The sequence below is a fragment of the Streptomyces sp. NPDC021080 genome (assembly GCF_044333225.1).
Classification (GTDB): Bacteria; Actinomycetota; Actinomycetes; order Streptomycetales; family Streptomycetaceae; genus Streptomyces.
Map to the genome: position 1 here is coordinate 134649 of NZ_JBIRQM010000014.1, position 25933 is coordinate 160581.

The window sequence follows — 25933 nt, forward strand, 5'->3', positions numbered from 1 at the left end:
CGTGGCGCAACGGTCTTCGGACCCGACAGCGGCCCACACGCCACGGCGTCGAGGACGGCACCTATACGCGTCCCGGCTCACCGTCCGCGACGAAACGCGTCAGAGATCGCTCCAACAGTTCCAGGAACTCCCGCACGTCATCAGCCTCCTTGTCGAACTCCGCTTCGTCCAGCGACGCCGTCCGCGCCCGGTGGACCGACCCGTCGGGGCACGCGACACAGGACAGGCCACCGCCGTTCGAGCCGATGATCAGACCGTGAGCCTTCCGGTCCACGTCTACGGCGACAGGACCGTACTCCTGGAGCCGGAGCAGTACCTCTGTCGCCGGGGCGACGAAACAGCCGTTGCCGACGTCCGCCCAGGTGATGTCTCCGACGCCGGCGTAGAAGGTGGCCAAGTCGGCGGATATCAGGCCTCCTGGGCAAGCGCGCGAGCCGCTGCCTGATCGGCGGGGTCAGCCGGCCGGACCTCGTTCGGCCCCGGGGGAAAGCCATGACGACGCTCGAAGTCGTCCGTCATCGCGCTCAGGGCCGGGGAGACCCTGCTCATCCAGGAGGCCGGCCAGGCGGGCGAAAGGGCGCCGTCACTCATGCGGCCGGATCATGGCATGAGGCGCGGACATCGGCTCCACCGCTGTCCGCGCCCACCAGCATGCGAACGGTGTACGCATCGGTCCGCAGCAGGGCTCCGGAAGGAGACATGTACTATCGGAGCACTGGAAGTAGAAACGTGTGGCCTCGCCAGGCATCGACGCCGGCCGATGGAGTAGAGGACACACGCGCATACGCGGATCGGACGACCCGCCACTTCTTCACATCGAAGGAGTGCGCAGTGAAGGTCCGCCGTCATGAAACTGTCGAGGCCGTCGACGCCCCGGCCGAAGTCCCTCGTTCACCGCGATCCCTCCGCGAAGCGGGGACAGCCCTCGCGGGGCTGTCCGCGGTGTTTCTGTTCGAAATGCTCGACAACTCGGTCCTCAACGTCGCCTTGCCGACCATCGGCCGCGAGCTGTCGGCGTCGACGACCGTGCTGCAGTGGGTCACCGGGGTGTATGCCGTCGTGTTCGGCGGGCTGATGCTGGCCTTCGGCGCGCTGGCCGACCGGGTCGGCCGCCGCAGGATCATGCTGATCGGGCTCGTACTGCTGTGTGCGGCAAGTCTGGCAACGGCGTTCGTCACCACGGCGGAGCAACTCGTCGCGGTCCGTGCGGTGATGGGCGTCGCGGCCGCGATGACGACACCGGGCTCCCTCGCCCTGGCATTCCGGCTGTTCGACGAGGACGGGCTCCGCGTTCGCGCGACCACACTGATATCGACAGTGGGCCTGGTAGGACTCGCGATCGGACCCACGGCAGGTGGCTTCGTGCTCGCGTTCGCCCCATGGCAGGCACTGCTGCTGGTGAACGTGCCCATCGCCGCGCTCGCGTACATCGGCATTCGACGCGGTATCCCCGCCGACATGGCACACGAACTGCATCGCGACCCGATCGACGTCACCGGCGCCCTGCTCGGCACGGCCACGATCGTGCTCGCGCTGGTGGCACCGACACTGTTCGTCGACGCGGGCACCGGATCCCCTCTTCCGTGGCTGACCCTGGTGACGGCCATCGTGACGGCCGTGCTGTTCGTCGTGCGTGAGCGCACCGCCCGTTGTCCCCTGCTCGACCTCGAACTCGTCGCCCGCCCGCTCGTGTCGAGCGGACTCGCCTTCAAGGCCGCCGCCGGCCTCGCGACCGCCGGTCTCGGCTACCTCGTGACCCTGCAGTTCCAGCTCGACTGGGGCTGGACGCCCGCCCAGGCGGCCCTGGGCATGCTGCCCCAGGTCGTGGTGCTCATCGCGGGCGGAGCCCTCATCGGTCCTCTGGTGCGGCGTGCCGGTCTCGACGGAGCCGCCTGGCTCAGCGCCGCGTCTGTCGTGTGCGGACTCGCCGTCTACGGGCTGCTGGGGCGCTTCGGGTACGTGTGGGTCGCCCTCGCGCTCGTGCTCGTCGCCGCCGGTATGCGTGTCGTAGGTGTCGTCGCCGGAACGAACGTGATGCGTGGCCTTCCGGCCGACCGGACCACCATCGGAGCGGCCCTGGTGGACACCGCCGGCGAAGTCACCACCGGAATCGGCATCGCCGTCAGCGGGACCCTCCTAGCAACGCTCTTCCCCGGCGACATCGCCGCGCCGAACTGGAGCGCTCACCAGACCGCGGAGTTCCACGAGGCGGTCACCTGGGCCGGCCTCACACTCACGGTCCTGGCTGCGGCACTGGTGGGAGGGGGCATCCTCCGCGCCCGCCGCGGCACGGACAGCACGCCACCAGCGGCGGGGGCCGACGCGGGCGGCGAGTAGGCCCGAGGACCGAACCTCTGGCGCCGTACGGGCTCAGGCGCGCCGCGCCGGACCGGACCGGACCGGGCCGGGGCGAAGGCGCGCCGGGCCGCGGGCGGGGTGCACTGGGCCAGGTGCGTGGGAGCACCTGGCTTCGGGCCGCAGGAGCAGCCGTCCTTCGACTTGCCTGTTCCATCGCTCTCGACGGTCTTGACCGTGGTGCAGGTGTTGCTGTCCTTCGCGCGGAACCGGAGCAGGGGGCGCTGTCGGCGGGCTGTAACACCTGCGTGGGTGTGCAGCCGTCTGTGACCGGACAGCCCGGACACCGCCGCCCTGAGCTGTCCGGGCTGTTTGCGCAGTTCAGGACCGTAACCGGACAGTCGGACACCTGGGACACCCCTGTCCGGAGTCGTGGTGCGCGTCCGGTCAAGCGCCGTCTATTCGGTCGAGCAGAGCCTGAACCTCGACCGTGCGGCGATGGTCCGGGCCGAATGAGGCCAGACAGGCATCGTGCGCAGCTGCGGCCTGAAGGCGGGCTTCGGTGCCACGGTGCAGTCCCAGGAGGGCGGTGGCCACGGCCAGTTCGACGGCGCCGGTCATTGAGCGGTTCTCTCCTCCGGGCAGGCTGCGGTGCAGTTCACGGGCGCGCTCCGCCTCGGCGAGGGCCTCCTCGTGGCGGGCTTGGCCGTTGAGGCTGCGTGCCAGGCCGAGCCGCAGTGCCAGAGTCAGCCGGTCCGGTTCAGGATGGGCGGCCAGGGCCTCGCGGGCGCGTGCCTCGGCCTCCGGGTGGCGCTCCTGCGCGCCGAGAGCGAAGACCAGCCCGTTACCGGCGGCCCTTACTACGTTTTGCAGCTCCCCTGTACCGCCGCTCGCGGTCTGGACGACGGCCGCGCACTCCGCCTCGCACTCGGCGTACCGACCGAGCTCGGCCAGCGTCTGGGCGCGGTCGGAGCGCAGTTTCAGGGTCTGCCAGTGATCGGCTCCGAAAGTCTTTCCGACGGCCGGCAGTATTTCGTCGTATATGGCGAGAGCGTCGGCGTGGCGGCCCTGGGCGCCCGTCGCGTTTGCGGTGATGCTCAGTGCCAGCGGTGTGTACGTGTCATCGGGCGGCAGCGACCGGGCCACGGCACGGGCCTCGGTCACCGCCTCTGCGTAACGCCCGGCCGTGTACAGGTCCATGGCCCGCGCCACAGGGGGTTCAGTCGTGCGCTTGGCGCGCGGTCGGAAGAGTCTCATGGCTGGAGGATATGGATATTGGGCCTGGTGTTCGACCAAGGGGCGGGAACGGTCGGCAGCACCGGATGGGCCGGCTGACAGATCGCCACGGACCGGGCCTCACACGAGAACGCCGAGGGCCTGCCGGTCGGATATCCACCATCGGGACTCCAGCGGGGTTCTGCACTGCAGTTGGCCCCACGGACTCGCCGCCCAGGGCTCCGACACCCGTGTCAGCACCCCAGCTCCGCCGAGCGCTCGCACATCACCTCCACAGCGTCGGGCAGTCGAGGAAGCGGCCCTGGGTGGGCCTCCCGGATGAGCTTCACCGCGAGAAGCCGCCGACCACCCCTGATCAGCTCGTCCACCTCTTCCCGGACCACCGGCGGCAACGCATCCCAGATCGAGTTCTCCATGCGCCGATCCAAGCAACTCGCCCTCTCCCACCACCACCGAATTGAACGGTACGACCGCGCGAAGACCCGCTCAGTGAGCCCGGGGTATCAGTGGGCGATGTGTTTCTCGCTGGTGAGTGGCACGATCCGGGTGTGACGACCAGGGCCAGTCGGACAGTTCTCACGCATCGGGTGCTCACGGGGGCGTCCCGGGACCATCTCGCCTCCCTCGTTGCGGAGTTGGCCGGATCACGGCAGGCAGCGGTCGAGAGGGCGTCGGCATGAAGCTCGTGGCGGGAGCCGGTGCCCGGCATCGGCTGGTGTTCGTCGACCGGCTCGTGGCCACGCTGATTCACCTGCGGCACGACTTGCCGCATGCGGCGTCAGGGCTGCTTTTTGGTGTCGACCGTTCCACCATTACTCGTGCGGTCGGCGAAATCCGCGGGCTGCCGGCCGAGAGGGGATGCGCGGTCCCAGACAGGCCAGTTCGAGCAGACCCTGGTGACTGCCATGCTGCTGCAGGAAGGACCTTCAGACTTCCCCGGATCCTGCCGGGATCAGATGCGGGGCACGGGCTCCGAGGATGCCAAGCACCTCGTCCAGGGCCGTCCTGCGGAGCTCCGGGAAGAAGTCCCGGTCGATCCTGCCCTCGCGGGCCCAGATGCCGGCGAGTGACTCCGCGCAGTGCTGGGCCAGGACGCTCGCGAACCGCTCCCGCCGAAGGATCTTGAAGATTTCCTGTTCGAACCAGGCTCCCGAGTGGTCCTCCAGGTCCATGGCGGCGTCGAGCTGGTCTCCCTCGGGCGCGTCGGCGTCATTGAGGATGGCGAGCAACTGGACCGCGACGAAATCGTCCGGCTGTGACGTCATCGACGTAACTCTCCCTCTCCAACTGACCTTCGGCTCCGCGCCGATGCCCTCACCGAAACCGCTCCCCCTGACCAGTCAGTGCAGAGCACCGCGCCACACCCGAACCCGCGAACCTTCACGGTCAGAGCACTGGCTACGCGTCGAGGTAGCGGTAATCCCCGTCCGGGAGGCCGATCGCCAGGCCGCCGTTGCAGACCCTCCACTCGCTCATGCCGTCGACGTCGTGGCTGACCAGAAACAGCCCCCGGGGCCTCTCGTCGTACTCCTCATCCGGGCAGGAGGCCGGGATCCGGGCGATCTGACGCAACCTCTCCTCGAACCAGTCGAGGGACACCGCGCGGATATTGCCCCCGTAGAAGGCCCACTTGATGTTGTTGTACTGCCGAGGGGGGAAGGCCCAACCTCCGCTGTAGGTGCGCTCCGGATCGTCTGCTTCCACGATCTCCTTGATCTGGGCCAGCTGTTCGTCGTCACATTCCAGCCAGCCCCTGACCGAGACCATGATTCCCACGGCGGTTGCTCCTCGTTCGTGTGGCGCGCTGCCCGGTCGCACCGTTCCTGTTCCTGTGCGCTTGCACGCTAGGGGCGACCTGCTCAGTCACGCAAAGGGATTGACACGGGGATCAGCCGCCTCGGGCGAAAGCGCGCAATCCCCAGGTCGGCCCCCGCGGTTCAGAACGGCTAATGAGGTGTATCGAGCAATTGTCAGAACTTGTGGGTGGGCAGTGCCTGGTGAAGAGCCGACTGCCGTTCGGCGATGAGGTTCGGTAGCTGGCGCATGTCGTAGAAGACGACGGTGTCGGGGCCTTCGAGGCGTTCGGCCGGGGTGAGTCCGCCGGCATAGCCGAAGGCTCGCATGCCGGCGGCGCGGGCAGCGCGGACGCCGGGTCGGCTGTCCTCGACGACCACGCAGGCTTCAGGATCGACGCCCATCTGCTGGGCGGCGTGCAGGAACAGGTCAGGGGCGGGCTTGCCGCGGGAGACTTCGGTGGAACTGTAGATACGGCCTGCGAAGCGTTCGTAGAGCCCGGTACGGCCCAGGGTGTGCCGCATCTTGTCGTGGGAGCCGCTGGAGGCGACGCATGTCGGCAGAGTGAGCGCGTCGAGCGCTTCCGGCAAGCCGTCTACCGGGGCAAGCTCGGCGTCCACGGCCTCCCGGTGGAGCTGCTCGAACCTCGCCGACCAGACCGCGGCCGTGTCCGGGCCGAGCTGAACAGTGACCTGCTCGTGGATGGCGGCGTGTGAGCGCCCGATGAACCGGTCCACGACCTCGTCCTCGGTCAGCGGCCAACCCAGCTCGGCTCCGAGGGCGACCTGGACGCGAGCGGCGATGCGCTCGCTGTCGACCAGCACGCCGTCGCAGTCGAATATGACAAGTTCAATGGGCTTGATCATTTCCGCAGCATAGGCCCTGCTGTTCACGCTGCGGCGACCTCTTCGCGCTCGACCAGGACGCCCCGGGAATTCGGGTCTGCCGCCGCAGAACTTCGCCCCCGGCTGGAGGTGCCGGTGACAGAGGTGATGGCACTGTCGGCCCCGGGCGAGGACCTGGTGGCAGGGACTCGGGCAGCGGAAGCGATCATGAGCGAGCGGCATCCGGAGCTTGGCCCGGAGGCTATGGCCGCGCTCGGCTTCTACTACGGTTCCAGAACCGCCCGCATCGACGGCATCCGCCACCCCCACGGCAACTCGATCAGCAATGAGTCGAGGCTTCCGCGATGGCCGCAAGCCCATGTCTGACCAGCGGAATCCGCACACGAGGTTCGGCAAGAGGTGGCGAATCGCCGGATTGAAAATCTGCTGGGCGAGTACGAATGATCGATCGACGTGACCTACCTTGAGCCCTCTGAACGCGGCGGAGATCGAGAGGTGCCGTGACGCAGGACCGAAAGGCTTGCGGTGGTCTCATGGGCGAGGACACCGCAAGCCTTTACGGCTACTGCGAGTTGTATGCCTTGATGCTCACTGCTGGGCCATAGGAGTTGCGGGCCACCGCGGCAGCCGCCTTCCCGGTCACGTGAACGACTGCGGTGCCATGGGCTGGTACTCGCGTCAGGCCACCGATCGGAGTGACCTCGACGGCTTGCTGGGTGACGTCTTTGGGCGGCTGGTCCCAAAGAACGTAAGCGATCCGTACGGAGACGGGGATGTTGTCCTCGTTGGTCAGCCTGACTGCCGAGAATCGCTCGAACCTGGTGATCTCGCGCCCGTGGCTGTCCAGCGCCTGCGTCGTCACCGCGTGTCGGCCCGCGGGAATGGAAGCGATGGTCGTGCGCCGCACCGTCACACGGACGTCCGCCACGTCATGTTTGCCCGGACCTGAAAATCGCAGGATGTCGAAGCTCGTTCCATACGGAGCCACCAGTTTCCCCCGGTCGCTTCCGTAGATCGTGCTCACTTTCACTTGGCGCAGCACATGATCATGCTTGTCCAGCGCCTTGAACGACAGCACTGGGACCACAGAGGCGGGCACATCGTTCGTGATGTGCAGGGTCTGATTGATGGTCTCGTCTTCGCCGGAGTCGCCCACGTAGTCGAACGACAGCATCTTGGATCCGAAGTTCTCCTCGTCGGAACGCTCAGAGCTGCTTGCGTCTCGACCTTTCCCCGTGTCTGCGACCGGCCCACAAGCCGACATGAGTGCCATGCTCGCGGCCATTGCCACGCTCGCGGCAGCCAGTCTTCGCCAGCTCACCTTCACAGCCGGTCCCCTCCCTGTCGATCACTCTTGGCGGGACGGTATACGACCGTGGCCCGCCGGCCCGCGGCGCCCCCGACCTGGTCTTTCGGCTGATCCATGGGCGCCGCAGGTGACGGCCGCCCGTACCGAGCGGACGGCGGCCATCGGCCCGCGCAGCACTCGCAACGCCAGACAGGTCGCCGGCGTCAGGACGCCGGTCGGGATCGCGATACCGCCCGCGACCTGCCAGGACAGCCGGGGGGCGGTCACACCGCCACCGGCGAGGACACAGAACCGAGCAGGATCCAGCCCAGCCGGTACCCGGACTCCACCCCGTCGGCGTCACCGGCGAAGGTCAGCCGCCCCGCGTTGACCAGTCCGTACCCCAGAAAGCAGAGCAGACCGGCGGGGATCAGCCCGGCGAACATCAGCACCGGTATCGGTATCGGAATCGGCGGACCGTCGTGGTCGGCGGCCCATATCAGCGACTCGATCACCCTACCGGCCGGCACCGCCATCGCCCGCCCGCCCGCCCGCCCGCACCCAGAATCGGCCAACACCTGCCCGACGGACCGTCGTTCACAGCGAACACCGTCCGCAACCCCGACTCGCTGTGGGGCACGCACGGGCACGACGTACGAACTACGGTGACGGGATGGACGAACGGGCGCGACTGCTGACGCAGAGCTGCACGACCGGGTGGGGCGACTGGATTCATGGGGAGTTGTGGCTGCTTCCGCACCTCCTGGTCCGTCGGCGGCTCGGTTTCACCGCCACCCTGGCGAACGGCAAAGGCCCGACGGTGGTGACCCCGTTGCCGGAAGCCGATGCGAGCGCAGCCGCCGTCACGCAGATCCGGGCGGAGCACCGGACGAACAAGGTGATCCCTCTGGCCGACATCGCTTCCGCCCGACTCCGCCGCGGCGTCACCGCCGACCGGCTCGACCTGCTCATGCGGGACGGGTCCCAGCACAAACTTCTCTGGCTTCCCTCGGACCCCGCACATGACGTACTCGCCCACGAGCTCTCCCCCTGGCTCAACTGACCTAGGAGGCGCACTTGTCGCTCCCCCAGACTCCCGACTGCTACCCGTGCGGCAGGGAAGCGGAGTTCGACGACCTTCCACCCCGCGAGTGTGTGGCACACGACGACCACTGGCGGGTGGCCCACGTCTTCGACACCGCCGTGCCCGGCTGGCTGGTGCTCCTCCCCCGGCGCCACGTCACCGCGGTCCATGACCTCACGGACGCCGAGACCGCCGCCCTGGGGATGTGGCAGGTCAACCTCTCCCGGGCGCTCCGGAGCGTGACCGGTTGTGCCAAGACGTACGTTGTCCAATTCGCCGAAGCCGATGGATTCGCGCACGTGCACTTCCACATCGTTCCGCGCATGGCGGATCTGCGACCGGAGCATCGGGGGCCGGGCATTTTCGAACTGCTCGGGCGCCCCGAGCAGGAGCGAGTGACAGCCGACCGGGCAGACCGGACAGCCCTCTCCCTGCGGGCATGCCTGCTTGGCGGAGTCGCGCATCCGTAGGATCACGCCGTGGCGCTCCCATGTCTCGGGAGAGGACTGTCCGGTGCGTAGGCTCAGGACCGTGACTGATCAGATTCAGAAGATCGTGGCGGGACTGCCGGACCTGACGGAGGTCACCGGCGTGTGGGCGGCGGCCGACGGCCGGGTCGCGCAGGGGGACGCCGCCTTTGCCGCAGACCTCGGCATCGCTCTCGCCAGGACGTACGGCACCGGTGAGCGGATGTGGCAGTACAGAAGCGTCCTCGATCATCTGATGCGGCTGTTGGCCACCACACCGGGTCCGGAGAATGCCACCCAGGCGCTCCGGCTGGTCTCCGCGGCCGAGGTCACCAGCAGGAAGCTCGACCGCTACATGGCTTCCATTCTGGCTTCCAGCCACGACGCGGCGGACCTGGCCGTCGCTTTCACCGGCCGCGCCTCGGAGGAGCTCCGGGCCTGCCTGGTCCACGAGTTGGTGCTCAGGGGTGTGGTGGTCGAGGAGACGCCGAGGATCGCGGGCTGGGCAACGTCACCGCACTGGAGTCATCACCCGCTGGCCTGGCTTCCCCTGGCGCGGGCCGCCGTGGAGGAAGGTGCGGATCTGCCGAGCTACAGCAGCCGGGGCAGCAGCCACGAGATGCCTTACGGACCGCCGGAGGGCAGCCAACAGGCGGTGCTCTCCGGCACACGCGTTCCCCCGGCTCGGGAAACGACGACACAGGACATCGCCACGGCGATGGGCAGGGCTGTGGCGAACTGGGCCGAGGAGTCCAACGGGCGCATCGAGGCACGGGTGTTCCAGCCCGCCGAACCGCTGGACGCCGCGTCGGTCCCGAACGCGCTCCTGACGCTGGGGCTGGAGTGTCTGCACGGGGCGGGGAAGAAGACCGCTCTGTCGGTCACCCTCTGTCGGCCCGCCCAAGCATGGCGGGTCTTGTTCGCCGCAGCGTCCACGGGAGGGGCGTACAACTCGGGTTCCTACGGCGCCTACGGACGTCTGGCGGCCTGGCAGTCCCTGGCCTCGCTGGCCGGAAGCCCGGACGGCGCCAGTGCCGAAGAAGCTGAAGCACGTGTGTCGGCCTGCACGTGGCACGGCTTCGCCGCCGACACGAAGTGGTTCGAGCAGGTGGCCTGGGACATCGGCCTGGCCGCGCTGTCCCCGGACCGCGACCGCCTGGCCGTGCTGGCCGCGACCGACACCGACTGAGGCGGGAATCGGTCGACCGCGCCCTGCCGGGCAGACGTCGTCCTCGCGATCGCTCCGCGAGGGAGTGGCAGGCGGGACAGACAGGACCCGACCGGATTCGAACCGGCGTCCTCCTACATGCTGTGAAAGGCGCGACGACCTCTGCGCTACGAGCCCTGCCCCACAGGCGATCATACGAGCCTGGCCTCGAGCGAAGGACGGCAGCAGGCGCCCGGCTAGGTTGAGCGCATGACGAGCCTCACGCATCCGCAGCTGTCCGGACTGGCACGGAATCCGGCAGCCCCTCAGGACGTCCTGGTGCGCCTGGTCGCCCACCGGGCCGGCCGGCGCGGGATGACGCTGCGTCCCGGGCGGCTCGGGGACGCCGTTGTCGAGGCACTGCTGACGCACGGCGACGACATCTCGGCGGTGAGCCTCCGCGGCGACCGGATCTCTCCGGCCATGCGCCGCAGAATCGCCGAGCATCCCGATCCGGCGATCCGGGACGCGTTCGCCGACTTCGTCCGCGGCACGGTGGACCGCGAGGTGCCCCTGCCCATCGACGCCCTGGAGGAAGCCTACGGTCGGCCTCGGTCGGAACTCGTCCGCGCGCCGAGTCCGCTTCTGCGCGCCGCGGTCGCGCAGACCTGGTACGACCGGCCCCTCGCGGTGCAGGTGGAGTTGCTCGCCGACGCGGATCCGCGGGTCCGTGCGGCAGCCACCCTGCGCGCCACCCCGGGCGTGCCGCCCGAGTGGAGGGACCGCTGCCTCGCCGACCCTGCGACGCGCGGCAACATCGCGCGCCATGTCCCGCTCACGTCGGCCCAGTTCGCGCAGCTCATGGAGAGCGAGGACAGTGAGGTACGTCAAGCGGTCGCGGCCAACCCGCATCTGTCGGCGGAGATGACGGCCCGGCTCGTGGACATCGACGACCCGTTCGTGCGGGTTGCGGTGGCCCAGAGCCACCATGTGGACCACGCGACGCGAGCGAGGCTGTACGCGCGCGTCGAGGCCGAGTACGCCGACGGAAGTCTCGACGCCGACGTGGCCCTCAACTGGGGCTTCGCCGAACCGAATTGGCTGCGCGACGCACCGCTCGACGAGCGGATGCGTCACCTGGACAACCCCGACACCGGATTCCGGCGCGTCCTGGCCTCGTGCCACGACCTCCCGGAAGCGGCATGGCATCGCCTGGACAACGATCCGGATCTCACGGTCCGCCGCAATGCCGCCCGTCGCCCACAGGCACCAGCACCAGTCCTGGAGGAGCTGGTTCGCGCCCACGGCGATGTGTTCCACATCAAGCCGCTCCTCGTCGAGCACCCCAACTTCCCCCGCCAGGCGCTCCGCACGTTCGTCGACGAACCGAATCCGAACATACGTCGTCTCGCTCTGCACGACCCGGAGCTGCCCGTGACGTCCCTTCAGGAACTGGCGGCGGCTGCCGAGCCCGACCTGCGCCGTGGGGTCGCCCGTCACCCGGGCGTCACGGAGGCGTTGCTCGAGGATCTGCTCGCGGACCCGGACCCCCACGTCGCCGATGAGGCGGCTGCCAACGCCGCGTTGCGGCCCGCCCGGATGTACCGCATCCTCACCGCTGCGAGCCTGTAGCTCCGGGACGGGAGCGCCATGGCGAAGGGCGGGCTGCGTGATCAGGCCTTGCGGGCCATCCCGGCTGCGATGAGGTGTTCCCAGACGGTGAGTTCTCGTGCGGCGCCGCCGTTCCACGGCTTGCCGACCGGGGCCGGGCGCCACAAGGGGGCGGCGACGACTCCCGGGTCGAGGATCTCCAGACCGTCCAGCAGGGAGGCGATCTCCTCGTCGGTGCGCCAACGGCCACGGCCGAACGTCTGCTGGAGGACCTTCTCCGCCTCGGCCGTCTCCGGGTTGTTGCCGGAACGGAAGTGGCTGACGAAGAAGTAGCTTCCGGAGGGTACGCGGTCGCGCCAGTAGCGGACGATCCCGGCCGGGTCCTCCTCGTCGTTGACGTGATGCAGGATGGCGCTGAACACGACCGCCACCGGGCGTTCGAAGTCGATGAGTTCCCGGGTTTCGGGGTGGTTGTAGACGGCCTCGGGGTCGCGGACGTCGGCCTCGATGACCCGGGTCCGGTCGTTCTCCTCCAGCAAGGCCCGTCCGTGCACGAGCACTTGGGGGTCTATGTCGACGTACACCACGCGGGACTCCGGGGTGTGACGCTGCGCGACCTGGTGGACGTTGTCGGCGGTCGGCAGACCGCTGCCCAGGTCGATGAACTGGGTCACGTCGGTGGTCGTCGCTATCTCCGCGACCGCCCGGGTCAGCGCCGAGCGGTTGGCGAAGGCGATCGCCACCGAGCCGGGAAGGTCCCGTTTGAACACATCGCCGATCTCCCGGTCCACGGCGTAGTTGTCCTTGCCGCCCAGCAGATAGTCGTAAACGCGCGCGATGCTGGGCTTGGTGGCGTCGATCGAGGTGCCTTCGCTCGTCATGACGACCATCCTCCCTCGCGAGAGAACCCGCTGCCCAGCACTTCGGCGTATCGAACCGCAGCACGCACCCCGTCGGTACGTACAAACGTGCCGCGGCGGCGCACTGGTCGACGGGGTCGGCGTACCCCGAGTCCGCCTGCCCCTGACCTGCCGGCCCGTTCGACGCAGTGGAACGTGCCGGGCCCGAGGACTCCGACGTCGCCTCATGGGCGGTTTCCCGGGCTCGCGTCGGCCGGACTTCCGCTGCTCCTGGGGCAGTTGCCGGGACAGTCCACCCGGCCCGCGGCGGGGGCGGCGACCCGGACGGACGCCGTCAGCGCTCCCCCGGCGGATCATTCCTCTCGATCGTCACGTCGCGCAGCGGAAACGCCATCATGCTGACGCCCAGGGGGATGGTGCCCGGCGCGTGGGGCGGCCGGGCCGCTGCGTGGAGTTCGGCGGCGAGTTCCGCAAGGCGGTGGCGGACGGTCTGCCAGGTCCGGGGATCCACCCACAGCTCGGCGTCGACGGTCACACCCTCGCTGCCCGTCTCACGCCGTCTCGCACGTTCCCGAAGGGTGTGTGCCATGGTCTCGGCCAGCATCGGGGTCCCATCCTGCTGGTCGGACAGCGGCGTGCCCTGGACGGTGCGGTAGCGGCGCTCTCTGCCGCCGCGGCGGGTCCGCTCCTCCGCCAGCTCGACCAGGCCCACCGCGTCCAGGCGCCGCAGGTGCTGACTGGCGAGTGCGTGCGAGACGTCCAACTCGCGGGCGAGCTCGGCGGCCGACATGGGCCCCGGCCACATGAGGCTGAGCATCCTCAACCGCAAGGGGTGGGCGAGCGCGCGCAGCACGGGATCGGTATCGGTCACGCAGCCAGGGTAAAGCGCGGGCCGACACCCCAAAGCGACTACCGCCAAGCAAATGATTGGGGGTAGGTTGTGCGATCACACGCGAAGAAGGGGGCGGCATGAGCTGGAACACGCTGAAGGTCTTCCGGGACCGCAACGCGGGCCTCTATCTGGGTGGCGTGATCGTCTCCGGTTTCGGCGACTCCGCCATGTCACTGGCAGCCGGGATCTGGGTCAAGACACTGACCGGCTCCAGCAGCCTCGCCGCACTCGTCGGCTTCTGCCTCTGGCTGCCGACCTTCGCCGGACCCGTGATCGGCACCGTGGCGGACCGGTTACGCCGTCGTCCGCTCCTGGTCGCGACCAACCTGGCTCTGGCCGCCGTCATGACCGCGCCGCTCGTTGTGCGTTCGAGGGAACAGGTCTGGCTGCTGTTCGCCGTGCTGACCCTGGTCGGGGTGGGCATGGTCCTCACGGACGCGGCCGAGACCGCCCTGGTGGCAGCCGCGGTGCCGGACGGGCTGCGCGGTGACTTCAACGGTCTGGTGCTCACCGCCATCGAGAGCATGAAGCTCATCGCTCCGCTCGCCGGCGCGGGCCTGTTCACCGCGGCGGGCGGCCCGGCGGTGGCTCTGCTGGACGCGGCCACGTTCGTCCTGGCCGCGGCTGCCTTCAGACTGATCCGGGTGGAGGAAGCCTCGCCCGCGGCGCGTGTCGGCCGGGCGTGGACCGCCGAGACCGCCGAAGGGGCCCGCTACCTGCGCCGGCACCCGGTACTGCGCCCGCTCGTTCTCACCAGCGGGACGGCCATGGCGCTGGCCGGCATCAGCAGCACGGCCACGTACGCGATGCTCGACGCCGGACTCCACCGGTCCCCGGCCTTCGCCGGCGCGCTCACCTCGCTCCAGGGGCTCGGATCGATCGTCAGTGGGCTGGCGGCCGGGGCGCTGATGCGCCGGATGCCTGAACGCACCTTCGCGGCGGCCGGACTCGCCCTCTTCGCCATCGGCGTGCTGGCGCGGGCGACCCCCTGGCTGCCCGTCGTGCTCGGCGGCGGTCTGGCGATCGGGCTCGGCCTGCCCTGCCCGATCGTCGCGGCGCTGACAGCCGTCCAGAGGCACACCCCGGCCGAGTTGCTGGGCCGGGTCGCGGCGACGGCCAACACCTTGATGTACGCGCCCACCGGGCTCGCCCTCCTCCTGGGCACGGGGCTGGTCGCCTGCCTCGACTACCGGGTGCAGCTCCTCTCCGCCGGCGTCTGCGGCCTCGCCGCCGCGTCCGCGCTCACCATGACGGGCCGCACCACCCGGACCGCGGCTCAGGTCGATGGACAACCCGCGCCCGGGCCTTCCCGGCGATGACACGGACCACCACGGCGGTTGTCCGGGGTCCGACCGCGGCGTCGTGGACGAGTTCAAGGTGTCATGAGTCGTCCGGCCGGCCGACCATCAACAGATCGTGCAGGTCCGGCCTGCCCGCGCTCTCCGCGCGGGACAGCACGCCCAGCCCGAGCCCGCCGCCCCAGAACCGTTCCGCCGGGGCTCAGCCCGCGTCTCCCAGTCGGCGGACTGCGCAAGTACTTCGCGCCTGCGGGCCTAACCTGGCACCGTGACGCAGAAGGTGAGCACGGTGGTGCTGATGTGCGGTCTTCCGGGAGCGGGCAAGACCACTTACGCGTTGGACCTGGTGCGACGCGGTTACGTCCGGCTTTCGATCGACGAGGTGGTCTGGCAGCGACTCGGGCGGCGTGATGCCGGTTTGGTGCTGGAGGCCGAGGCGTTCGACCGGCTCAAGGAAGAGGTCCGCCGCGAGCAGCGGCAGGAACTGGTCGAGCTGATGCGGGCAGGGCGTGATGTCGTAGTGGACTACAGCTTCTGGAGCCGCGCCGCCCGCGATGACTACAAGTCGCTGATCGAGAACTGCGGACACCACTGGGAACTGATCCATCTCAAGGCCGACCGGACGATCTTGGAACGGCGCCTGGAAGCGAGGAACCGCGAGGCAGGCGCCAACTCCGTCACCGTGGACGAGACTCTGTTCAACCGCTACCTGGCCGTCTTCGAGGAGCCGGACGGAGAGGGCGAGCAGGTCTTCATCCAGTCCTCGGCCTGAAGACCGGATGGACCGGACGAACCGGGTAGGCCCGATATCGTGCGGCAGAGTGCGACTTGGGAGGGGACGAATGGTTGAGACGGCGTTCGATAAGTCCGAGCGGCGGACCTGGGCGGGGCAGGCCGAGGCCTATGCCGCCAGTTTCGCCAGGCTCTGCGCGCACGCGGCGCCGGGGCTCCTCGACGCCGCCGGGGTGACGCAGGGCGTACGGGTCCTAGATGTGGGGACGGGCACGGGCACCGTCGCCGCACTCGCGTGTGAGCGGGGAGCGAAGGTGACGGCGGTGGATGCCGAGCCCGGCATGGTCGCCCGGGCCGCGCTGACGGCTCCAGAGGCCGACGTACGGCTTGCCGCCCTGCCCCATCTGCCGTTCGCCGACGACGAGTTCGACGCCGTGGTCGCCAACTTCGTCCTCAACCATGTCGGGCGACCCCGGGAAACCCTGTCGGAACTGCGCCGGGTGACACGGCCGGGTGGACGGATGGCCGTCACCATCTGGGCCGTTCCCGCAGCCGCCGGGCAGGCCCTGCTGGGGAGGGCTGTCCAGGCAGCGGGCGCCACACGCCCGGCTCACCTGCCGGCCCTCGCTCCCGAGGACGACTTCCTGCGTACGGAACAGGGCCTCGCCGCGCTGCTGGCCGAGGCGGGTCTGACAGACGTCGTCTGCGACACCTTGACCTGGGACCACCGGACGACGGTTGAGGAGTGGTGGAGCGGACCGGCCGCCGGAGTGGCGACGATCGGCCGGATCGTGACGAGTCAGAGCCCGGCGGTCATTGCCCGGATCAAGAACCACTTCGAGTCGTTGTGCGCGGAGTTCGCCGGTCCGGGCGGTGTGCTGATGTTGCCCCACGCGGCTCTGCTGGCGCGTGGCCGGGCTTGAGTTGGAGCTGCCGAGCGGGTGGGCCAAGGCTTCCTTCGTGGGTGACGACGACCTGAGCTAGACCGACTCGCCGTCCGTGCCACCTTCCTCGCGCCGACGGGCGAACCGCACGGACCTCACAGACCGCAGGAACCTCACGGACCGGACTGCAACCCGCGGAGCATCGGCGTCGGACCGTATCCGATGCGGGTCCGGACGAAGAGCGAAGCGGGGGACTGCCGACGCGGCCACCAGAGGGCCGGCGTCGGCCCGGTCAGGCCCGGCCGCTCCCAGGACGACGCCTCGCGCACCGGGCAGCGCAACGTCCGTACGCCCCCGCACAAGTCCGCGACCGTCTTCGCGGCGACCGATCACGGCGCTTTCTCCCGGATCGCACCGCCATGACATGGCGCCTCCGGTGAGACGCGGGCATGTCACACGGAAGAAATAGTTCCGCAACCTTGACGCAATTGGTCCAGTCCAATAACGTCACCCCCGCACAGAACCCCACATGAAGCAACTCCCCCCAACTCCCCCCAACCGTCCCTGTGCTGACGGAACATCACCCCCTCCGGGAGGGCCCCCGTGGTTTCCCGACGTTCTTTCCTGTCCGGAGCCGCCGCCGTCGCTGGTACGGCCGCGCTCAGCCCGTTCTCACCGGTCTCACCGTTGACGTCCACCGCGACGGCAGCGGGAGTCTCGCTCCCCGTGAAACTGGCGAACAACTCCGGCCACGACACCGTCTACGCCTACATATCCGGTACCGACAGCAGCGGCTGGCCGGTCTTCGTCTCGGCGAACGGCGCCCTGAACCGGCTGCCCAACCCGTCGTCCGCGGTGACCCCCATCGCCGACTACTCCATCGCGCTGGGCGCATCCGGTTCGGCCGCCAAGACCATCACGCTGACCGACTACATCATCGGCGGCCGCGTCTGGTTCTCGGTCGACAAGAAACTGCAGTTCTTCGTCAACCCGGGCACCGTGCCCGGCGTGGTACAGCCGGCGCTGGTGAGCTCCGACCCCAACTGGGCCACCAACTGGACGTTCTGCGAGTTCACGTTCAACAGCGCCAACCTCTACGCCAACATCTCCTACGTCGACATGGTCGCGCTGCCCATCTCGATGTCCAGCACGGGCAGCGGGGGCACCCAGACGGTCAGCCCGCTGCCCGCCGGCGCCCTCGCCTCCATCGCCTCCGGCCTGCAGACGCAGCACGCCTCCGACGGAGCTCCCTGGGACCGGCTGGTCGTCACCGACTCCTCCGGCGCGGTGCTGCGCGTCATGGCGCCCGCGCACTCGCCGGTGGACTTCGGCGGCTACTGGAACGACTATCTGAACCGGGTCTGGAGCCACTACGCCTCCACTCCCCTGACCATCAACGGCCAGGGCAGCATCGGCAGTTACACCGGCACCGTCTCCGGCAACGCCATCGTCTTCTCCGGGCTCAACACCAACGGCGTGCCGTTCACCAAGCCGAGCGCCGTCGACATCTTCGGCTGTGCGTCCGGTCCCCTCTACAACTCCGGCGGGGACGCCCGCGGGGCGATCGCCGCCCGGCTCGCCGCCGCGATCAACCGCAGCTCGCTGCTGGTCCCGGGCGGGAACAACAACCCCGACGGCGTGACGCCCTCGCAGTACTACACGGACTCGATCACCAACCACTACGCACGGCTGGTCCACAAGTACGCGAGCATCGGTTACGCCTTCCCCTACGACGACGTCGGCCCCACCGGCTCGGCCCCCGTCGACGGGCACATCCAGGACGGGGCGCCCACCTCGTGGAACATCACCCTGGGCGCGGGCAGCGGTTCCGGCGGGGGATCCGGGGGCGGTTCGGGAACCGTCAGTGCCTACAGCACCATCCAGGCGGAGTCCTACTCGGCACAGAGCGGGACCACCACCGAGAGCTGCACGGACACCGGCGGCGGCAGCGACGTGGGCTACATCTCGAACGGAGACTGGCTGAAGTTCTCCTCCGTCGACTTCGGTTCGGCCTCCCCGGCCCAGTTCAAGGCCCGGCTGGCGTCGGGCGCGGCCGCCGGTGTCAGCGGTGCCGTCCAGGTACGGCTCGACAGCACCACCGGCACGAAGATCGCCGAGATCAACTTCGCCGGCAGCGGCGGCTGGCAGACCTGGCAGACCGTTCCCGCGAACATCGTCGCCTCCGCCACCGGAGTCCACGACGTCTACCTGGTCTTCTCGTCGGGCAGCGGCGCGGACTTCACCAACATCAACTGGTTCACCTTCACCAGCTGACCCACGGCGCCGCCACAGCGGCCCGAGGGCACGGTGTCCTCCGGCGGACCGCTGCACGACCGGGATAACGGCATCGCACGACGCCCTGGCCGATGTACGTCCGCCGACAGCGGTGCAACCACCCCACCAGGGTGGTTGCACCGCTCCACGATCACGTGCGCACCGAGTACGAGTGCGCGCCCGCGCCGGCCAGGGCTCCCCCGTCGACGATCAGGTACTCGTCACGGATGGGACGGCCCGCGAGCCAGGACTCCAGGATTTCCCTGGTGCCCGCCGCGTACCGCGCCTGCGCCGACAACGACGAGCCCGAGATGTGCGGGGTCATGCCGTGGTGCGGCATGGTCCGCCAGGGATGACCGGCGGGAGCCGGCTGCGGGTACCAGACGTCACCCGCGTATCCCGCCAGCCGCCCGCTGCGCAGCGCTCGGTCCACCGCGTCCCGGTCGACGATCTTCGCCCGTGCGGTGTTGACGAGGTAGGCGCCTCGCTTCATCGTCGCCAGCAGGTCGTCGCCGAACAGACCCTCGGTCTCCGGGTGCAGCGGTGCGTTGACGGTGACGACGTCGCAGTGCGGCACCATGTCGGCCGCGCTCTCGTGGAAGACCAGGCCCAGTTCCTCCTCCACCTCGCCCGGCAACCGGTGCCGGTCGGTGTAGTGGAGTTCCACGTCGAACGGGGCGAGGCGCCTGAGGACCGCGAGCCCGATCCGGCCGGCGGCGACGGTGCCGACGTGCATGCCCTCCAGGTCGTACGAACGGGCCACGCAGTCCGCGATGTTCCAGCCGCCGTCGAGAACGACCCGGTGGGAGGGGAGGTAGTTGCGCACGAGGGACAGCGTCATCATCACCACGTGTTCGGCGACGCTGATGCTGTTGCTGAAGGTCACCTCGGCCACCGTCACACCGTGCGCGACCGCCGCGTCCAGGTCGACATGGTCGGAGCCGATGCCCGCGGTGATCGCGAGCTTGAGGTTCTTCGCCGCGGCGATCCGCTCGGGGGTCAGGTAGGCAGGCCAGAACGGCTGCGAGATCACGACGTCCGCATCGGCCAGTTCACGGTCGAAGACCGACCCGCTCTCGTCCTTGTCGGAGGTGACGACCAGGGTGTGCCCCGCCTCCTCCAGGAAGCCGCGCAGGCCGAGTTCGCCCGAGACGCTGCCGAGGAGATGCCCGGGGGTGAAGTCGATCGCTTCGGGGGTCGGGGCGGTCTGGCCGCCGGGATAGCTGTCGATGGCGGGCACCTCGTCGCGGGCGTACGCGGTCGGATACCCGTCGGTGGGGTCGTCGTACAGGACACACAGCACCTTGGCCATGTCGCGGCTCCTCAACTGGCGTTCGGGAAGGTGCCGTTCACGATCCCCGGCCACGAAGAGCCCGGTCAAAGCGATCTTCGCTATATCCGTATAGCCGCGAACTATCGCCCGTGCTCCGCGAGATGGATACGCAGGAGTTCGTCCAGGGCATCCCGCACCCCCGCCTCCCGCGCCACAGTCAGCACAGCGCGGGCGAGCACGGACGGCGGCTCGTCCGGGCCGACGACCAACCCCACGCGCGGACCGTGCGCGGGACCCTCCAGCGGCACCACCCGCATGGCTTCCGGGACCCCGAACATGTGCAGCCAGGCGTGCGAGATCACGCTCGACCAGCGCCCGCCCGGAAGGTGCGCGTACAGCCCCGCGACGGTGTCCGACTCGATCGCGGGCGCCGCCTCGGCACCGTCGGCCGCGAAGCACTCGTCGACGATACGGCGGTTGCGCATGCGCGGACCGAGCAGGCACAGCGGCAGGGACGCGGCCCGGGCCCAGCGGACGCTGGACAGTCCCGCGAGCGGCCCGTCGACCGGGGTGAGCAGGACGTACCGCTCCTCGTACAGCGGCAGCCGCCCCAGGCCGGCCAGTGCCTCGTCGTCCAAGTAGGTCATCGCGGCGTCCAGTTCGAACTCGGTCAGTCCTCGCTTGATCTCGGCGGAGGACAGGGACTCGATGCTCACCCTGGCCAGCGGATACTTCTCGCAGAACGGGTTCGTCAGCAAGGAGGCGACGGGCAGCGCCGTCGGGACGACACCCAGCCGGAGCGTTCCGGTCAGTCCGTCCCGCAGCGCCGACAACTCCTGCCGCAGACCGTCGCGTTCGGCGAGTATGCGGTGCGCCCACGCCAGCACCACCTCGCCCTCCGGCGTCAGGCCCTCGTACTTCCTCCCTCTGCGCACGACGGGCACGCCCAGTTCGTGTTCGAGGCGGCGGATCGCGGCGGACAGCGACGGCTGGGAGACGTGACAGGCCGCTGCCGCGCGGACGAAGTGGCGCTCCCGGGCGAGCGCGACCAGGTATTCGAGCTGGCGCAGCAGCATGCGCGACCCCCCTGGGGATTCCGGTGTGCCGACGTACAGCTTGGGACGGACGGCCGTCCGCGGCACCGGTCAGGCGGCCTCCCGCAACGTGATCGCGTCACCCACCCTGACCGTCCCCGGTTCCAGCACGTCCAAGTAGACACCCAGGCAGGAGAGCCGGCCCAGGTCGAACACCGGTACGCGGTGATCGCGGGCCACCGCGCGCATGATGCCGGGGTCCACCGGGAGTTCGTCGTGGCCCAGCGTGGGAACCACACAGCGCGGGGTGGGCACCACGACCCGGAACAGCGCCTCCCCCACGCGCAGCCGTGCCCCCGGCCAGGCGTCCTCGGGGAAACCCGGGCCCGTGTCGGTGTCCACGACCAGATTCGGCCGGAAGCGGCGGGGGTCGAAGTCCCCGGCGGGGTACACCTCGCGCATCCGGGCCAGGGCCGAGGTGGTGACGAGATGGACCTGCCCGAAGTCGAAGAACGTGCCCGGAGCGACACTGCCCGTCGTGATGCTCGCCCCGGTGGCATCGACGGACGCCGACGCGCGCACGGCATCCGGTACCCCGCCCTCGTACTCGGGCACCGCACGTTCAAGCCGCCCGCGCTCCGGTGCGACCGCCGAGAGGAACACCGGCCGGCCGAGCAACTTGGACAGGAGCACGTCCAGTTCGGGGTCTGCCACCGGCAACGCGGTACCGTCCGGCAGTACGACCTGAACCATGCCTAAGTCGTCCCGACGGCTGCGGCAGCGCAGCAACGCGCCCCACTTGCGCGGGTGCTTGGCGCTGCCCACCGCGCCCGTCTCGTCGAGTACGGCGTGGGTCCGGTCCCCGAGGAACCCGGTTTCGGCCACCGCCACGGCCGACAGCGTCTCCCCCAGCATCGACTTCACCGGATAGCGGTACAGCGCCGCCACAGCCCCCATGAACCAAGTATGGACGGCGAACCGACCGCGTCATGTGCGCTGTCGACCGTCAGAGGGTGGGGAGTTCTCCACGGCCCCCTCAGTGACCGACCCGCCACCACTCGCTCGCACCGGGGCGGCGCGCCGACGGGGTGGGCGGTGTGCGGCGCCACGAGCGGTGGGCGCATACCCTGCACAGGAAAGTAGGACAGAAGGACCATACGAAAGGCGTGAGTGCAGGCCGTGGCCGACGAACACTCCTCTCGGACCGAAGTCTCCGGCCGGGTCCCCCCGGGACAGCACCACGTGCACGGCTGGCCCGTCTCGCACTACGGTCCGGTCCCGCGTTTTCGTCCCGAACGCTGGAACCTGCGTGTCTTCGGCGCCACCGCCTCCCGTGACACGCACGAGTGGAAGTTCGACGATCTCGCGGCGCTTCCGCACGTCACGGTCGTCGCCGACCTGCACTGCGCGAGCGGGCCCACCTCCACCGACCACGAGTGGTACGGCATCCCCGCCGCCACCGTCCTGGACGTGGTCCCGCCCGCTCCGGGCGTCACGCACGTCATGGCCTGGGCCGAGTACGGCTACTCCGCCAACCTGCGCCTGAGCGACTTCGCCTCGTCCCGGACCCTCATGGCCACCCACCACAACGGCGAACCCCTCACCGCCGAACACGGCTTCCCGCTGCGCCTGGTCGTCCCCCACCTCTTCGGCTACAAGAGCCCCAAATGGCTGCGCGGCATCGAGTACATGACGGGCGACCGGCGCGGCTTCTGGGAAGAGCGCGGCTATCACAACCTCGCCGACCCCTGGCTGCAGCAGCGCTACTCCTACCAGGAGGACGAAGAGGACATCGCACACCGGCCGGACTCCTGAGCCCGGTCACCCGGTTGCGCTCCCGCGGCGCCCTCGCCGGCTTGTGACCGTGCGCGGACCTCGCGTGCGGCGCGCCAGGTGATCACGCAGGTTGCCGGCAGGTGAAAACACAGTTTCGAATACCAGGGCAACCGCGACCGGCCCCTGAGGGTCTAGGCAGCGTGACCCATCATCGGGTTCGCCGCGAGGACACGGCGTTCCCGAAGATCCCGAAGGGGGATTTCATGCGCATCCGCCCGGCAACCGCCGCCGCGTTCCTCGCCACCGTCCTTTCCGCGTCGGTGATCCCGGCCGCCGCCCACGCGGCGGACCGGTCCGCGCCCAGCGACGCGACGTTCTCGAACGTCGTCGTCAACGGCGGCAAGGACATCGTGCTCGGCCTCACCACCAAGAAGACCGTCACGATCACGTGGACGGTGACGGAACCGGACGGACTTGCCGCTTCCTGGGCCTATCTGTGGCACGGACCCAACACCGACGACCAGGACGGCAGGCTGCCGCTCGCCGCGCCGGCGGGCACCTGCACGGTGTCACCCACCGACCGCACCACCCACAACTGCAAGGTGAGCTTCGTCGTGGACGCCGCCGCGGCCTTCGACCACAACGGGCTCGCCGGCACCTGGAAGGTGCTCGGCGAAGCACAGGACGTCAACGACGACTGGACGGCCGTCGACGTCGCCGGCACCGCGCAGATCAAGCGGTACGCCAAGATCACGGTGAACGCCGCACCCGAGCCGGTCAAGGCGGGCAAGACCATCACGGTCACCGGCAAGCTGAGCCGCGCCAACTGGGAGACCGGCACCTACACCGGCTACGAAGGACGTTCGGTCAAGCTGCAGTTCCGCAAGAAGGGCAGCACCACCTACACCACTTTGAAGACCATCACCAGTGGCGGCAGCGGAGCGCTGAAGACCACCACCAAGGCCACGAAGGACGGCTACTTCCGCTTCGTCTTCGCCGGCAGCACCACCACGGGACCGGCCACGGCGACCGGCGACTTCGTCGACGTCAGGTGACCGCACCGGGCCGGTCCGGCGGTGACTCCGCCGGTGACGGTGCCGCACGATCACCCGGCGCTGTCGTCGGCGGTGCCGCTCGACCGCCGGACCGGTCCGCTCCGCAGGCGCCGTGATCGCAGCACGGCGGCCGGTCGGACCTGGCGGCAAGGCCAGAACCTTGCCGCCAGGTCCGGCCGGTCGGCCGGAGCGTCCCGGTCGAGACGACTTCGGATCGCCCCCCGAGACGACGAGCTAGCCGATGCGTGTCCCTTCGCCGCTGACGCGGACGCGGGGGTCGCCGGCGCGCAGGGTCACCGTGAGCTCGCCGGGGCGGCCCAGGTCCTCGCCCTGGTGCAGGGTGAGGACGGCGTCCTCGGGGGCGAGGCCGAGTTCACGGACGTAGGCGCCGAACGCGGCCGCCGCGGCGCCGGTCGCCGGGTCCTCGACGACGCCGCCGACGGGGAACGGGTCACGCACGTGGAAGACGGCGGCCGACTCCCGCCAGACCAACTGGACCGTGGTCAGGTCCAGGCGGTGCATCAGGGCTTCGAGGCGTGCGAAGTCATAGGCGAGATCGGCGAGGCGAGCACGCGTCGCCGCCGCGAGGACGAGATGGCGGGCACCGGCGAACGCGATGCGGGGCGGGAAGGCCGGGTCGAGGTCGGAGTCCGGCCAGTCGAGCGCGGCGAGCGCCTCGTCGAGGTCGGCGTCGGCGATCTTCTCGATGTGCGGCTCGACGCTGGTGAGCGTTGCCCGGAGCGTCCCGCTCTCCTCGGTCACCTCCACCGGCACGGTGCCGGCGCGCGTCGTGAACACGAGCTTCCCCGGCCCTGTCCGCTCGGCGAGCGCGACGGCGGCGGCGACGGTGGCATGGCCACAGAACGGCACCTCGGCCTTCGGGCTGAAGTAGCGGATGCCGTACGCCCTCCCCTCCGGGTCACCGGGCTCCTCCGAGGACCGGGTCAGGAACGCGGACTCCGAATAGCCGAGGTCGGCGGCGATGGCGAGCATGTCCTTGTCGTCCAGGGCTGTGGCGTCCAGAACGACACCGGCGGGGTTCCCGCCCTCGGGGTCGCTGGAGAAGGCGGTGTAGCGCAGTACTTCGGACCTCGGTGTATGCGTCGTCATGCTTGTGACAATGCGAGAATGCCCGCCGGCTATTCCCGAGATCCACAGCAGCGGGACGCGTCGGCCATCGAGTCCCTTCGAAGAGCCGTCGACCGCCGGACGGCCGCACACCCCCGGCCGGCGATGGCGTCGGTGCCCCAGCTCCGGACAGACTCGGCGGCGGGAAGCCGACACCACGCCACGGTGTCGCCCGCCTTCGCTCCCTTCGCGGGGCTCAGGTGGAAGGCCTGGCGGATCCCGCGAGACGTACATGACGGAAGGGGCGACGAGTTTCACCTCGGCTCCCCCGGTTCGAGGAACATCTGGAGAGGAAGGCGGTCATCGCGGCCAGGGTGAGCGGGAAAACGACAGCGGCCCCGCACGCGGGGACGGGCCTGCGGCTCATGCCCGCCCCGAGGTGGTGTCCAGGGCTGCGATCTCCGACTGATACCGGTCCCGAAGTCGGGCGAAGGCGGTGCGACTTGGGCGCCGGGGAAGGAAGTCCCTGATCCTCTCGGCGCATTCACGCGGGCTCGACGTGCTGGTGTCGCACTCCAGGTCGTAGTCGCCGTGACGGTGGACCAGGGCGAACTGCTGCGCGGCCAGGCCCGGCGGGCGGTCCGCGCGCGCCCGTTCCCTCCGTACGAGTTCTTCCAACGGACAGTGGACGCCCACGAACAGCACGTCCTCGGCGCGAAGAACCGACAGGCAGTCGAGCAACCGCCAGCGTTCGCTGAGGACATGGTCGACGATGATGTCGTTGCCCACCTCGGCCATGGCCGCGATCGAGCGGTGGAAGCCCGTCCTGGTCCGCCGCAGCGCGGTGTCGAGTTCCTCGGCGCCGAGGGTTCTCTTGGTGCGCATGGCGTTGAATCCGTCCACCGCCAAGTGGAAGAAGACACCGTCGTCGAGCACGTCGAGCAGTTCCCGGGCGAGACTCGACTTTCCCGAACTGGACGTGCCGTTGAGGAAGATGATGCGGCCGGCTGTCATGGAGGG

27 protein-coding genes and 2 pseudogenes are annotated in these 25933 nt (G+C 69.6%); 13 read left to right on the plus strand and 16 right to left on the minus strand.

The genetic code is table 11. The features are described from left to right. Positions 1–61: 61 nt before the first annotated feature. Positions 62–397 carry an SMI1/KNR4 family protein gene (locus ACH4S8_RS31275; RefSeq protein WP_398399963.1) on the minus strand — a complete coding sequence of 112 codons (336 nt, stop codon included), beginning with the start codon at positions 395–397 and terminating at the stop codon, positions 62–64. Positions 398–942: 545 nt separating this feature from the next. On the opposite strand from ACH4S8_RS31275, the gene ACH4S8_RS31280 reads away from it, so the two are divergent. Then, positions 943–2337: an MFS transporter gene (locus ACH4S8_RS31280; RefSeq protein ID WP_398399965.1), complete on the plus strand. Its 1395-nt coding sequence runs from the start codon at positions 943–945 to the stop codon at positions 2335–2337. A 405-nt stretch (positions 2338–2742) separates the two neighbouring features. Here ACH4S8_RS31280 and ACH4S8_RS31285 read toward each other — a convergent pair whose 3' ends face one another. Continuing rightward, positions 2743–3552 (minus strand): tetratricopeptide repeat protein, encoded by an 810-nt coding sequence (locus ACH4S8_RS31285; protein WP_398399967.1) that lies wholly within the window; start codon positions 3550–3552, stop codon positions 2743–2745. A gap of 212 nt (positions 3553–3764) precedes the next feature. Beyond that, on the minus strand, positions 3765–3947 hold the full coding sequence (locus ACH4S8_RS31290; RefSeq protein WP_398399969.1) for a hypothetical protein: 183 nt from the start codon (positions 3945–3947) through the stop codon (positions 3765–3767). 260 nt (positions 3948–4207) lie between these two features. Here ACH4S8_RS31290 and ACH4S8_RS31295 point away from each other — a divergent pair. Continuing rightward, positions 4208–4333 (plus strand): annotated as a pseudogene (locus ACH4S8_RS31295) (IS5/IS1182 family transposase); the annotation flags it as partial. Between the two features lie 124 nt (positions 4334–4457). Here ACH4S8_RS31295 and ACH4S8_RS31300 read toward each other — a convergent pair. The 3 genes from ACH4S8_RS31300 to ACH4S8_RS31310 form a co-directional block, all read right to left on the minus strand. Continuing rightward, positions 4458–4796: a hypothetical protein gene (locus ACH4S8_RS31300; protein ID WP_398400270.1), complete on the minus strand. Its 339-nt coding sequence runs from the start codon at positions 4794–4796 to the stop codon at positions 4458–4460. 133 nt (positions 4797–4929) lie between these two features. Continuing rightward, the gene (locus tag ACH4S8_RS31305; protein ID WP_398400260.1) at positions 4930–5298 is read right to left on the minus strand and encodes a hypothetical protein; all 369 of its coding nucleotides are present in this window, start codon (positions 5296–5298) and stop codon (positions 4930–4932) included. 203 nt (positions 5299–5501) lie between these two features. Next, positions 5502–6191 carry an HAD family hydrolase gene (locus ACH4S8_RS31310; protein ID WP_398399971.1) on the minus strand — a complete coding sequence of 230 codons (690 nt, stop codon included), beginning with the start codon at positions 6189–6191 and terminating at the stop codon, positions 5502–5504. A gap of 114 nt (positions 6192–6305) precedes the next feature. Here ACH4S8_RS31310 and ACH4S8_RS31315 point away from each other — a divergent pair, with 114 nt between their 5' ends. Beyond that, positions 6306–6536, plus strand: coding sequence for a hypothetical protein (locus ACH4S8_RS31315; RefSeq protein WP_398399973.1), 231 nt, complete (start codon positions 6306–6308; stop codon positions 6534–6536). Between the two features lie 196 nt (positions 6537–6732). Here the strand turns inward: ACH4S8_RS31315 and ACH4S8_RS31320 are convergent, their stop codons facing one another. Together ACH4S8_RS31320 and ACH4S8_RS31325 are read right to left on the minus strand one after the other, a co-directional pair. Next, positions 6733–7344, minus strand: coding sequence for a hypothetical protein (locus ACH4S8_RS31320; protein WP_398399975.1), 612 nt, complete (start codon positions 7342–7344; stop codon positions 6733–6735). A gap of 398 nt (positions 7345–7742) precedes the next feature. Then, positions 7743–7988, minus strand: coding sequence for a hypothetical protein (locus ACH4S8_RS31325; RefSeq protein ID WP_398399977.1), 246 nt, complete (start codon positions 7986–7988; stop codon positions 7743–7745). A gap of 143 nt (positions 7989–8131) precedes the next feature. Between ACH4S8_RS31325 and ACH4S8_RS31330 the strand changes: the two genes are divergently transcribed. From ACH4S8_RS31330 to ACH4S8_RS31340, 3 genes are all read left to right on the plus strand, one after another. After that, positions 8132–8521, plus strand: a complete 390-nt coding sequence (locus ACH4S8_RS31330; RefSeq protein ID WP_398399979.1) for a hypothetical protein — start codon at positions 8132–8134, stop codon at positions 8519–8521. 14 nt (positions 8522–8535) lie between these two features. Next, positions 8536–9012 (plus strand): HIT family protein, encoded by a 477-nt coding sequence (locus ACH4S8_RS31335; protein WP_398399981.1) that lies wholly within the window; start codon positions 8536–8538, stop codon positions 9010–9012. 61 nt (positions 9013–9073) lie between these two features. Continuing rightward, a complete protein-coding gene (locus tag ACH4S8_RS31340; protein ID WP_398399983.1) occupies positions 9074–10198 on the plus strand; it encodes a DUF6183 family protein in 1125 nt (374 codons plus the stop codon). An 82-nt stretch (positions 10199–10280) separates the two neighbouring features. On the opposite strand, the pseudogene ACH4S8_RS31345 reads toward ACH4S8_RS31340, so the two are convergent. Next, a pseudogene (locus tag ACH4S8_RS31345) lies at positions 10281–10354 on the minus strand. Positions 10355–10426: 72 nt separating this feature from the next. Here ACH4S8_RS31345 and ACH4S8_RS31350 point away from each other — a divergent pair. Next, on the plus strand, positions 10427–11788 hold the full coding sequence (locus ACH4S8_RS31350) for a hypothetical protein (protein WP_398399985.1): 1362 nt from the start codon (positions 10427–10429) through the stop codon (positions 11786–11788). A 41-nt stretch (positions 11789–11829) separates the two neighbouring features. Here ACH4S8_RS31350 and ACH4S8_RS31355 read toward each other — a convergent pair whose 3' ends face one another. Both ACH4S8_RS31355 and ACH4S8_RS31360 read right to left on the minus strand, forming a co-directional pair. After that, a complete protein-coding gene (locus ACH4S8_RS31355) occupies positions 11830–12657 on the minus strand; it encodes an SAM-dependent methyltransferase (RefSeq protein WP_398399987.1) in 828 nt (275 codons plus the stop codon). 304 nt (positions 12658–12961) lie between these two features. Further along, positions 12962–13498, minus strand: coding sequence for an ArsR/SmtB family transcription factor (locus ACH4S8_RS31360; protein WP_398399989.1), 537 nt, complete (start codon positions 13496–13498; stop codon positions 12962–12964). Between the two features lie 98 nt (positions 13499–13596). Here ACH4S8_RS31360 and ACH4S8_RS31365 point away from each other — a divergent pair, with 98 nt between their 5' ends. The 4 genes from ACH4S8_RS31365 to ACH4S8_RS31380 all read left to right on the plus strand — a co-directional run bounded on the left by ACH4S8_RS31365 (position 13597) and on the right by ACH4S8_RS31380 (position 18707). After that, positions 13597–14838 carry an MFS transporter gene (locus tag ACH4S8_RS31365; RefSeq protein ID WP_398399991.1) on the plus strand — a complete coding sequence of 414 codons (1242 nt, stop codon included), beginning with the start codon at positions 13597–13599 and terminating at the stop codon, positions 14836–14838. Positions 14839–15085: 247 nt separating this feature from the next. Beyond that, positions 15086–15589, plus strand: coding sequence for an AAA family ATPase (locus ACH4S8_RS31370; protein WP_398399993.1), 504 nt, complete (start codon positions 15086–15088; stop codon positions 15587–15589). A gap of 70 nt (positions 15590–15659) precedes the next feature. Continuing rightward, complete coding sequence (locus ACH4S8_RS31375) at positions 15660–16472, plus strand: class I SAM-dependent methyltransferase (protein WP_398399995.1); 813 nt, start codon at positions 15660–15662, stop codon at positions 16470–16472. A 564-nt stretch (positions 16473–17036) separates the two neighbouring features. Further along, a complete protein-coding gene (locus tag ACH4S8_RS31380; protein WP_398399997.1) occupies positions 17037–18707 on the plus strand; it encodes a beta-1,3-glucanase family protein in 1671 nt (556 codons plus the stop codon). Between the two features lie 151 nt (positions 18708–18858). On the opposite strand, the gene ACH4S8_RS31385 is transcribed toward ACH4S8_RS31380, so the two are convergent. From ACH4S8_RS31385 to ACH4S8_RS31395, 3 genes are all read right to left on the minus strand, one after another. Beyond that, on the minus strand, positions 18859–20019 hold the full coding sequence (locus ACH4S8_RS31385; protein WP_398399999.1) for an NAD-dependent formate dehydrogenase: 1161 nt from the start codon (positions 20017–20019) through the stop codon (positions 18859–18861). 101 nt (positions 20020–20120) lie between these two features. Then, positions 20121–21056 (minus strand): LysR substrate-binding domain-containing protein, encoded by a 936-nt coding sequence (locus ACH4S8_RS31390; RefSeq protein ID WP_398400001.1) that lies wholly within the window; start codon positions 21054–21056, stop codon positions 20121–20123. A gap of 69 nt (positions 21057–21125) precedes the next feature. Then, positions 21126–21971 (minus strand): MOSC domain-containing protein, encoded by an 846-nt coding sequence (locus ACH4S8_RS31395; RefSeq protein ID WP_398400003.1) that lies wholly within the window; start codon positions 21969–21971, stop codon positions 21126–21128. Positions 21972–22184: 213 nt separating this feature from the next. On the opposite strand from ACH4S8_RS31395, the gene ACH4S8_RS31400 reads away from it, so the two are divergent. Both ACH4S8_RS31400 and ACH4S8_RS31405 read left to right on the plus strand, forming a co-directional pair. Beyond that, entirely contained in the window at positions 22185–22829 is a 645-nt protein-coding gene (locus tag ACH4S8_RS31400) for a molybdopterin-dependent oxidoreductase (protein ID WP_398400005.1), read from the plus strand. Between the two features lie 224 nt (positions 22830–23053). Continuing rightward, positions 23054–23845: a hypothetical protein gene (locus tag ACH4S8_RS31405; RefSeq protein WP_398400007.1), complete on the plus strand. Its 792-nt coding sequence runs from the start codon at positions 23054–23056 to the stop codon at positions 23843–23845. A gap of 234 nt (positions 23846–24079) precedes the next feature. Here ACH4S8_RS31405 and ACH4S8_RS31410 read toward each other — a convergent pair whose 3' ends face one another. Both ACH4S8_RS31410 and ACH4S8_RS31415 read right to left on the minus strand, forming a co-directional pair. Further along, on the minus strand, positions 24080–24955 hold the full coding sequence (locus ACH4S8_RS31410; protein ID WP_398400009.1) for a PhzF family phenazine biosynthesis protein: 876 nt from the start codon (positions 24953–24955) through the stop codon (positions 24080–24082). Between the two features lie 381 nt (positions 24956–25336). Beyond that, the gene (locus ACH4S8_RS31415; protein WP_398400011.1) at positions 25337–25927 is read right to left on the minus strand and encodes a chloramphenicol phosphotransferase CPT family protein; all 591 of its coding nucleotides are present in this window, start codon (positions 25925–25927) and stop codon (positions 25337–25339) included. Positions 25928–25933: the final 6 nt, after the last annotated feature.

Excerpts from the sequence above, each read along its gene's own strand:
- ACH4S8_RS31285 (WP_398399967.1), bottom strand. The coding sequence starts at position 3,552 with ATGAGACTCTTCCGACCGCGCGCCAAGCGCACGACTGAACCCCCTGTG.
- ACH4S8_RS31290 (WP_398399969.1), bottom strand. The coding sequence starts at position 3,947 with ATGGAGAACTCGATCTGGGATGCGTTGCCGCCGGTGGTCCGGGAAGAG.
- ACH4S8_RS31300 (WP_398400270.1), bottom strand. The coding sequence starts at position 4,796 with ATGACGTCACAGCCGGACGATTTCGTCGCGGTCCAGTTGCTCGCCATC.
- ACH4S8_RS31305 (WP_398400260.1), bottom strand. The coding sequence starts at position 5,298 with ATGGTCTCGGTCAGGGGCTGGCTGGAATGTGACGACGAACAGCTGGCC.
- ACH4S8_RS31310 (WP_398399971.1), bottom strand. The coding sequence starts at position 6,191 with ATGATCAAGCCCATTGAACTTGTCATATTCGACTGCGACGGCGTGCTG.
- ACH4S8_RS31320 (WP_398399975.1), bottom strand. The coding sequence starts at position 7,344 with ATGCTGTCGTTCGACTACGTGGGCGACTCCGGCGAAGACGAGACCATC.
- ACH4S8_RS31330 (WP_398399979.1), top strand. The coding sequence starts at position 8,132 with ATGGACGAACGGGCGCGACTGCTGACGCAGAGCTGCACGACCGGGTGG.
- ACH4S8_RS31350 (WP_398399985.1), top strand. The coding sequence starts at position 10,427 with ATGACGAGCCTCACGCATCCGCAGCTGTCCGGACTGGCACGGAATCCG.
- ACH4S8_RS31355 (WP_398399987.1), bottom strand. The coding sequence starts at position 12,657 with ATGGTCGTCATGACGAGCGAAGGCACCTCGATCGACGCCACCAAGCCC.
- ACH4S8_RS31365 (WP_398399991.1), top strand. The coding sequence starts at position 13,597 with ATGAGCTGGAACACGCTGAAGGTCTTCCGGGACCGCAACGCGGGCCTC.
- ACH4S8_RS31375 (WP_398399995.1), top strand. The coding sequence starts at position 15,660 with ATGGTTGAGACGGCGTTCGATAAGTCCGAGCGGCGGACCTGGGCGGGG.
- ACH4S8_RS31385 (WP_398399999.1), bottom strand. The coding sequence starts at position 20,019 with ATGGCCAAGGTGCTGTGTGTCCTGTACGACGACCCCACCGACGGGTAT.
- ACH4S8_RS31390 (WP_398400001.1), bottom strand. The coding sequence starts at position 21,056 with ATGCTGCTGCGCCAGCTCGAATACCTGGTCGCGCTCGCCCGGGAGCGC.
- ACH4S8_RS31395 (WP_398400003.1), bottom strand. The coding sequence starts at position 21,971 with ATGGGGGCTGTGGCGGCGCTGTACCGCTATCCGGTGAAGTCGATGCTG.
- ACH4S8_RS31405 (WP_398400007.1), top strand. The coding sequence starts at position 23,054 with ATGCGCATCCGCCCGGCAACCGCCGCCGCGTTCCTCGCCACCGTCCTT.
- ACH4S8_RS31410 (WP_398400009.1), bottom strand. The coding sequence starts at position 24,955 with ATGACGACGCATACACCGAGGTCCGAAGTACTGCGCTACACCGCCTTC.
- ACH4S8_RS31415 (WP_398400011.1), bottom strand. The coding sequence starts at position 25,927 with ATGACAGCCGGCCGCATCATCTTCCTCAACGGCACGTCCAGTTCGGGA.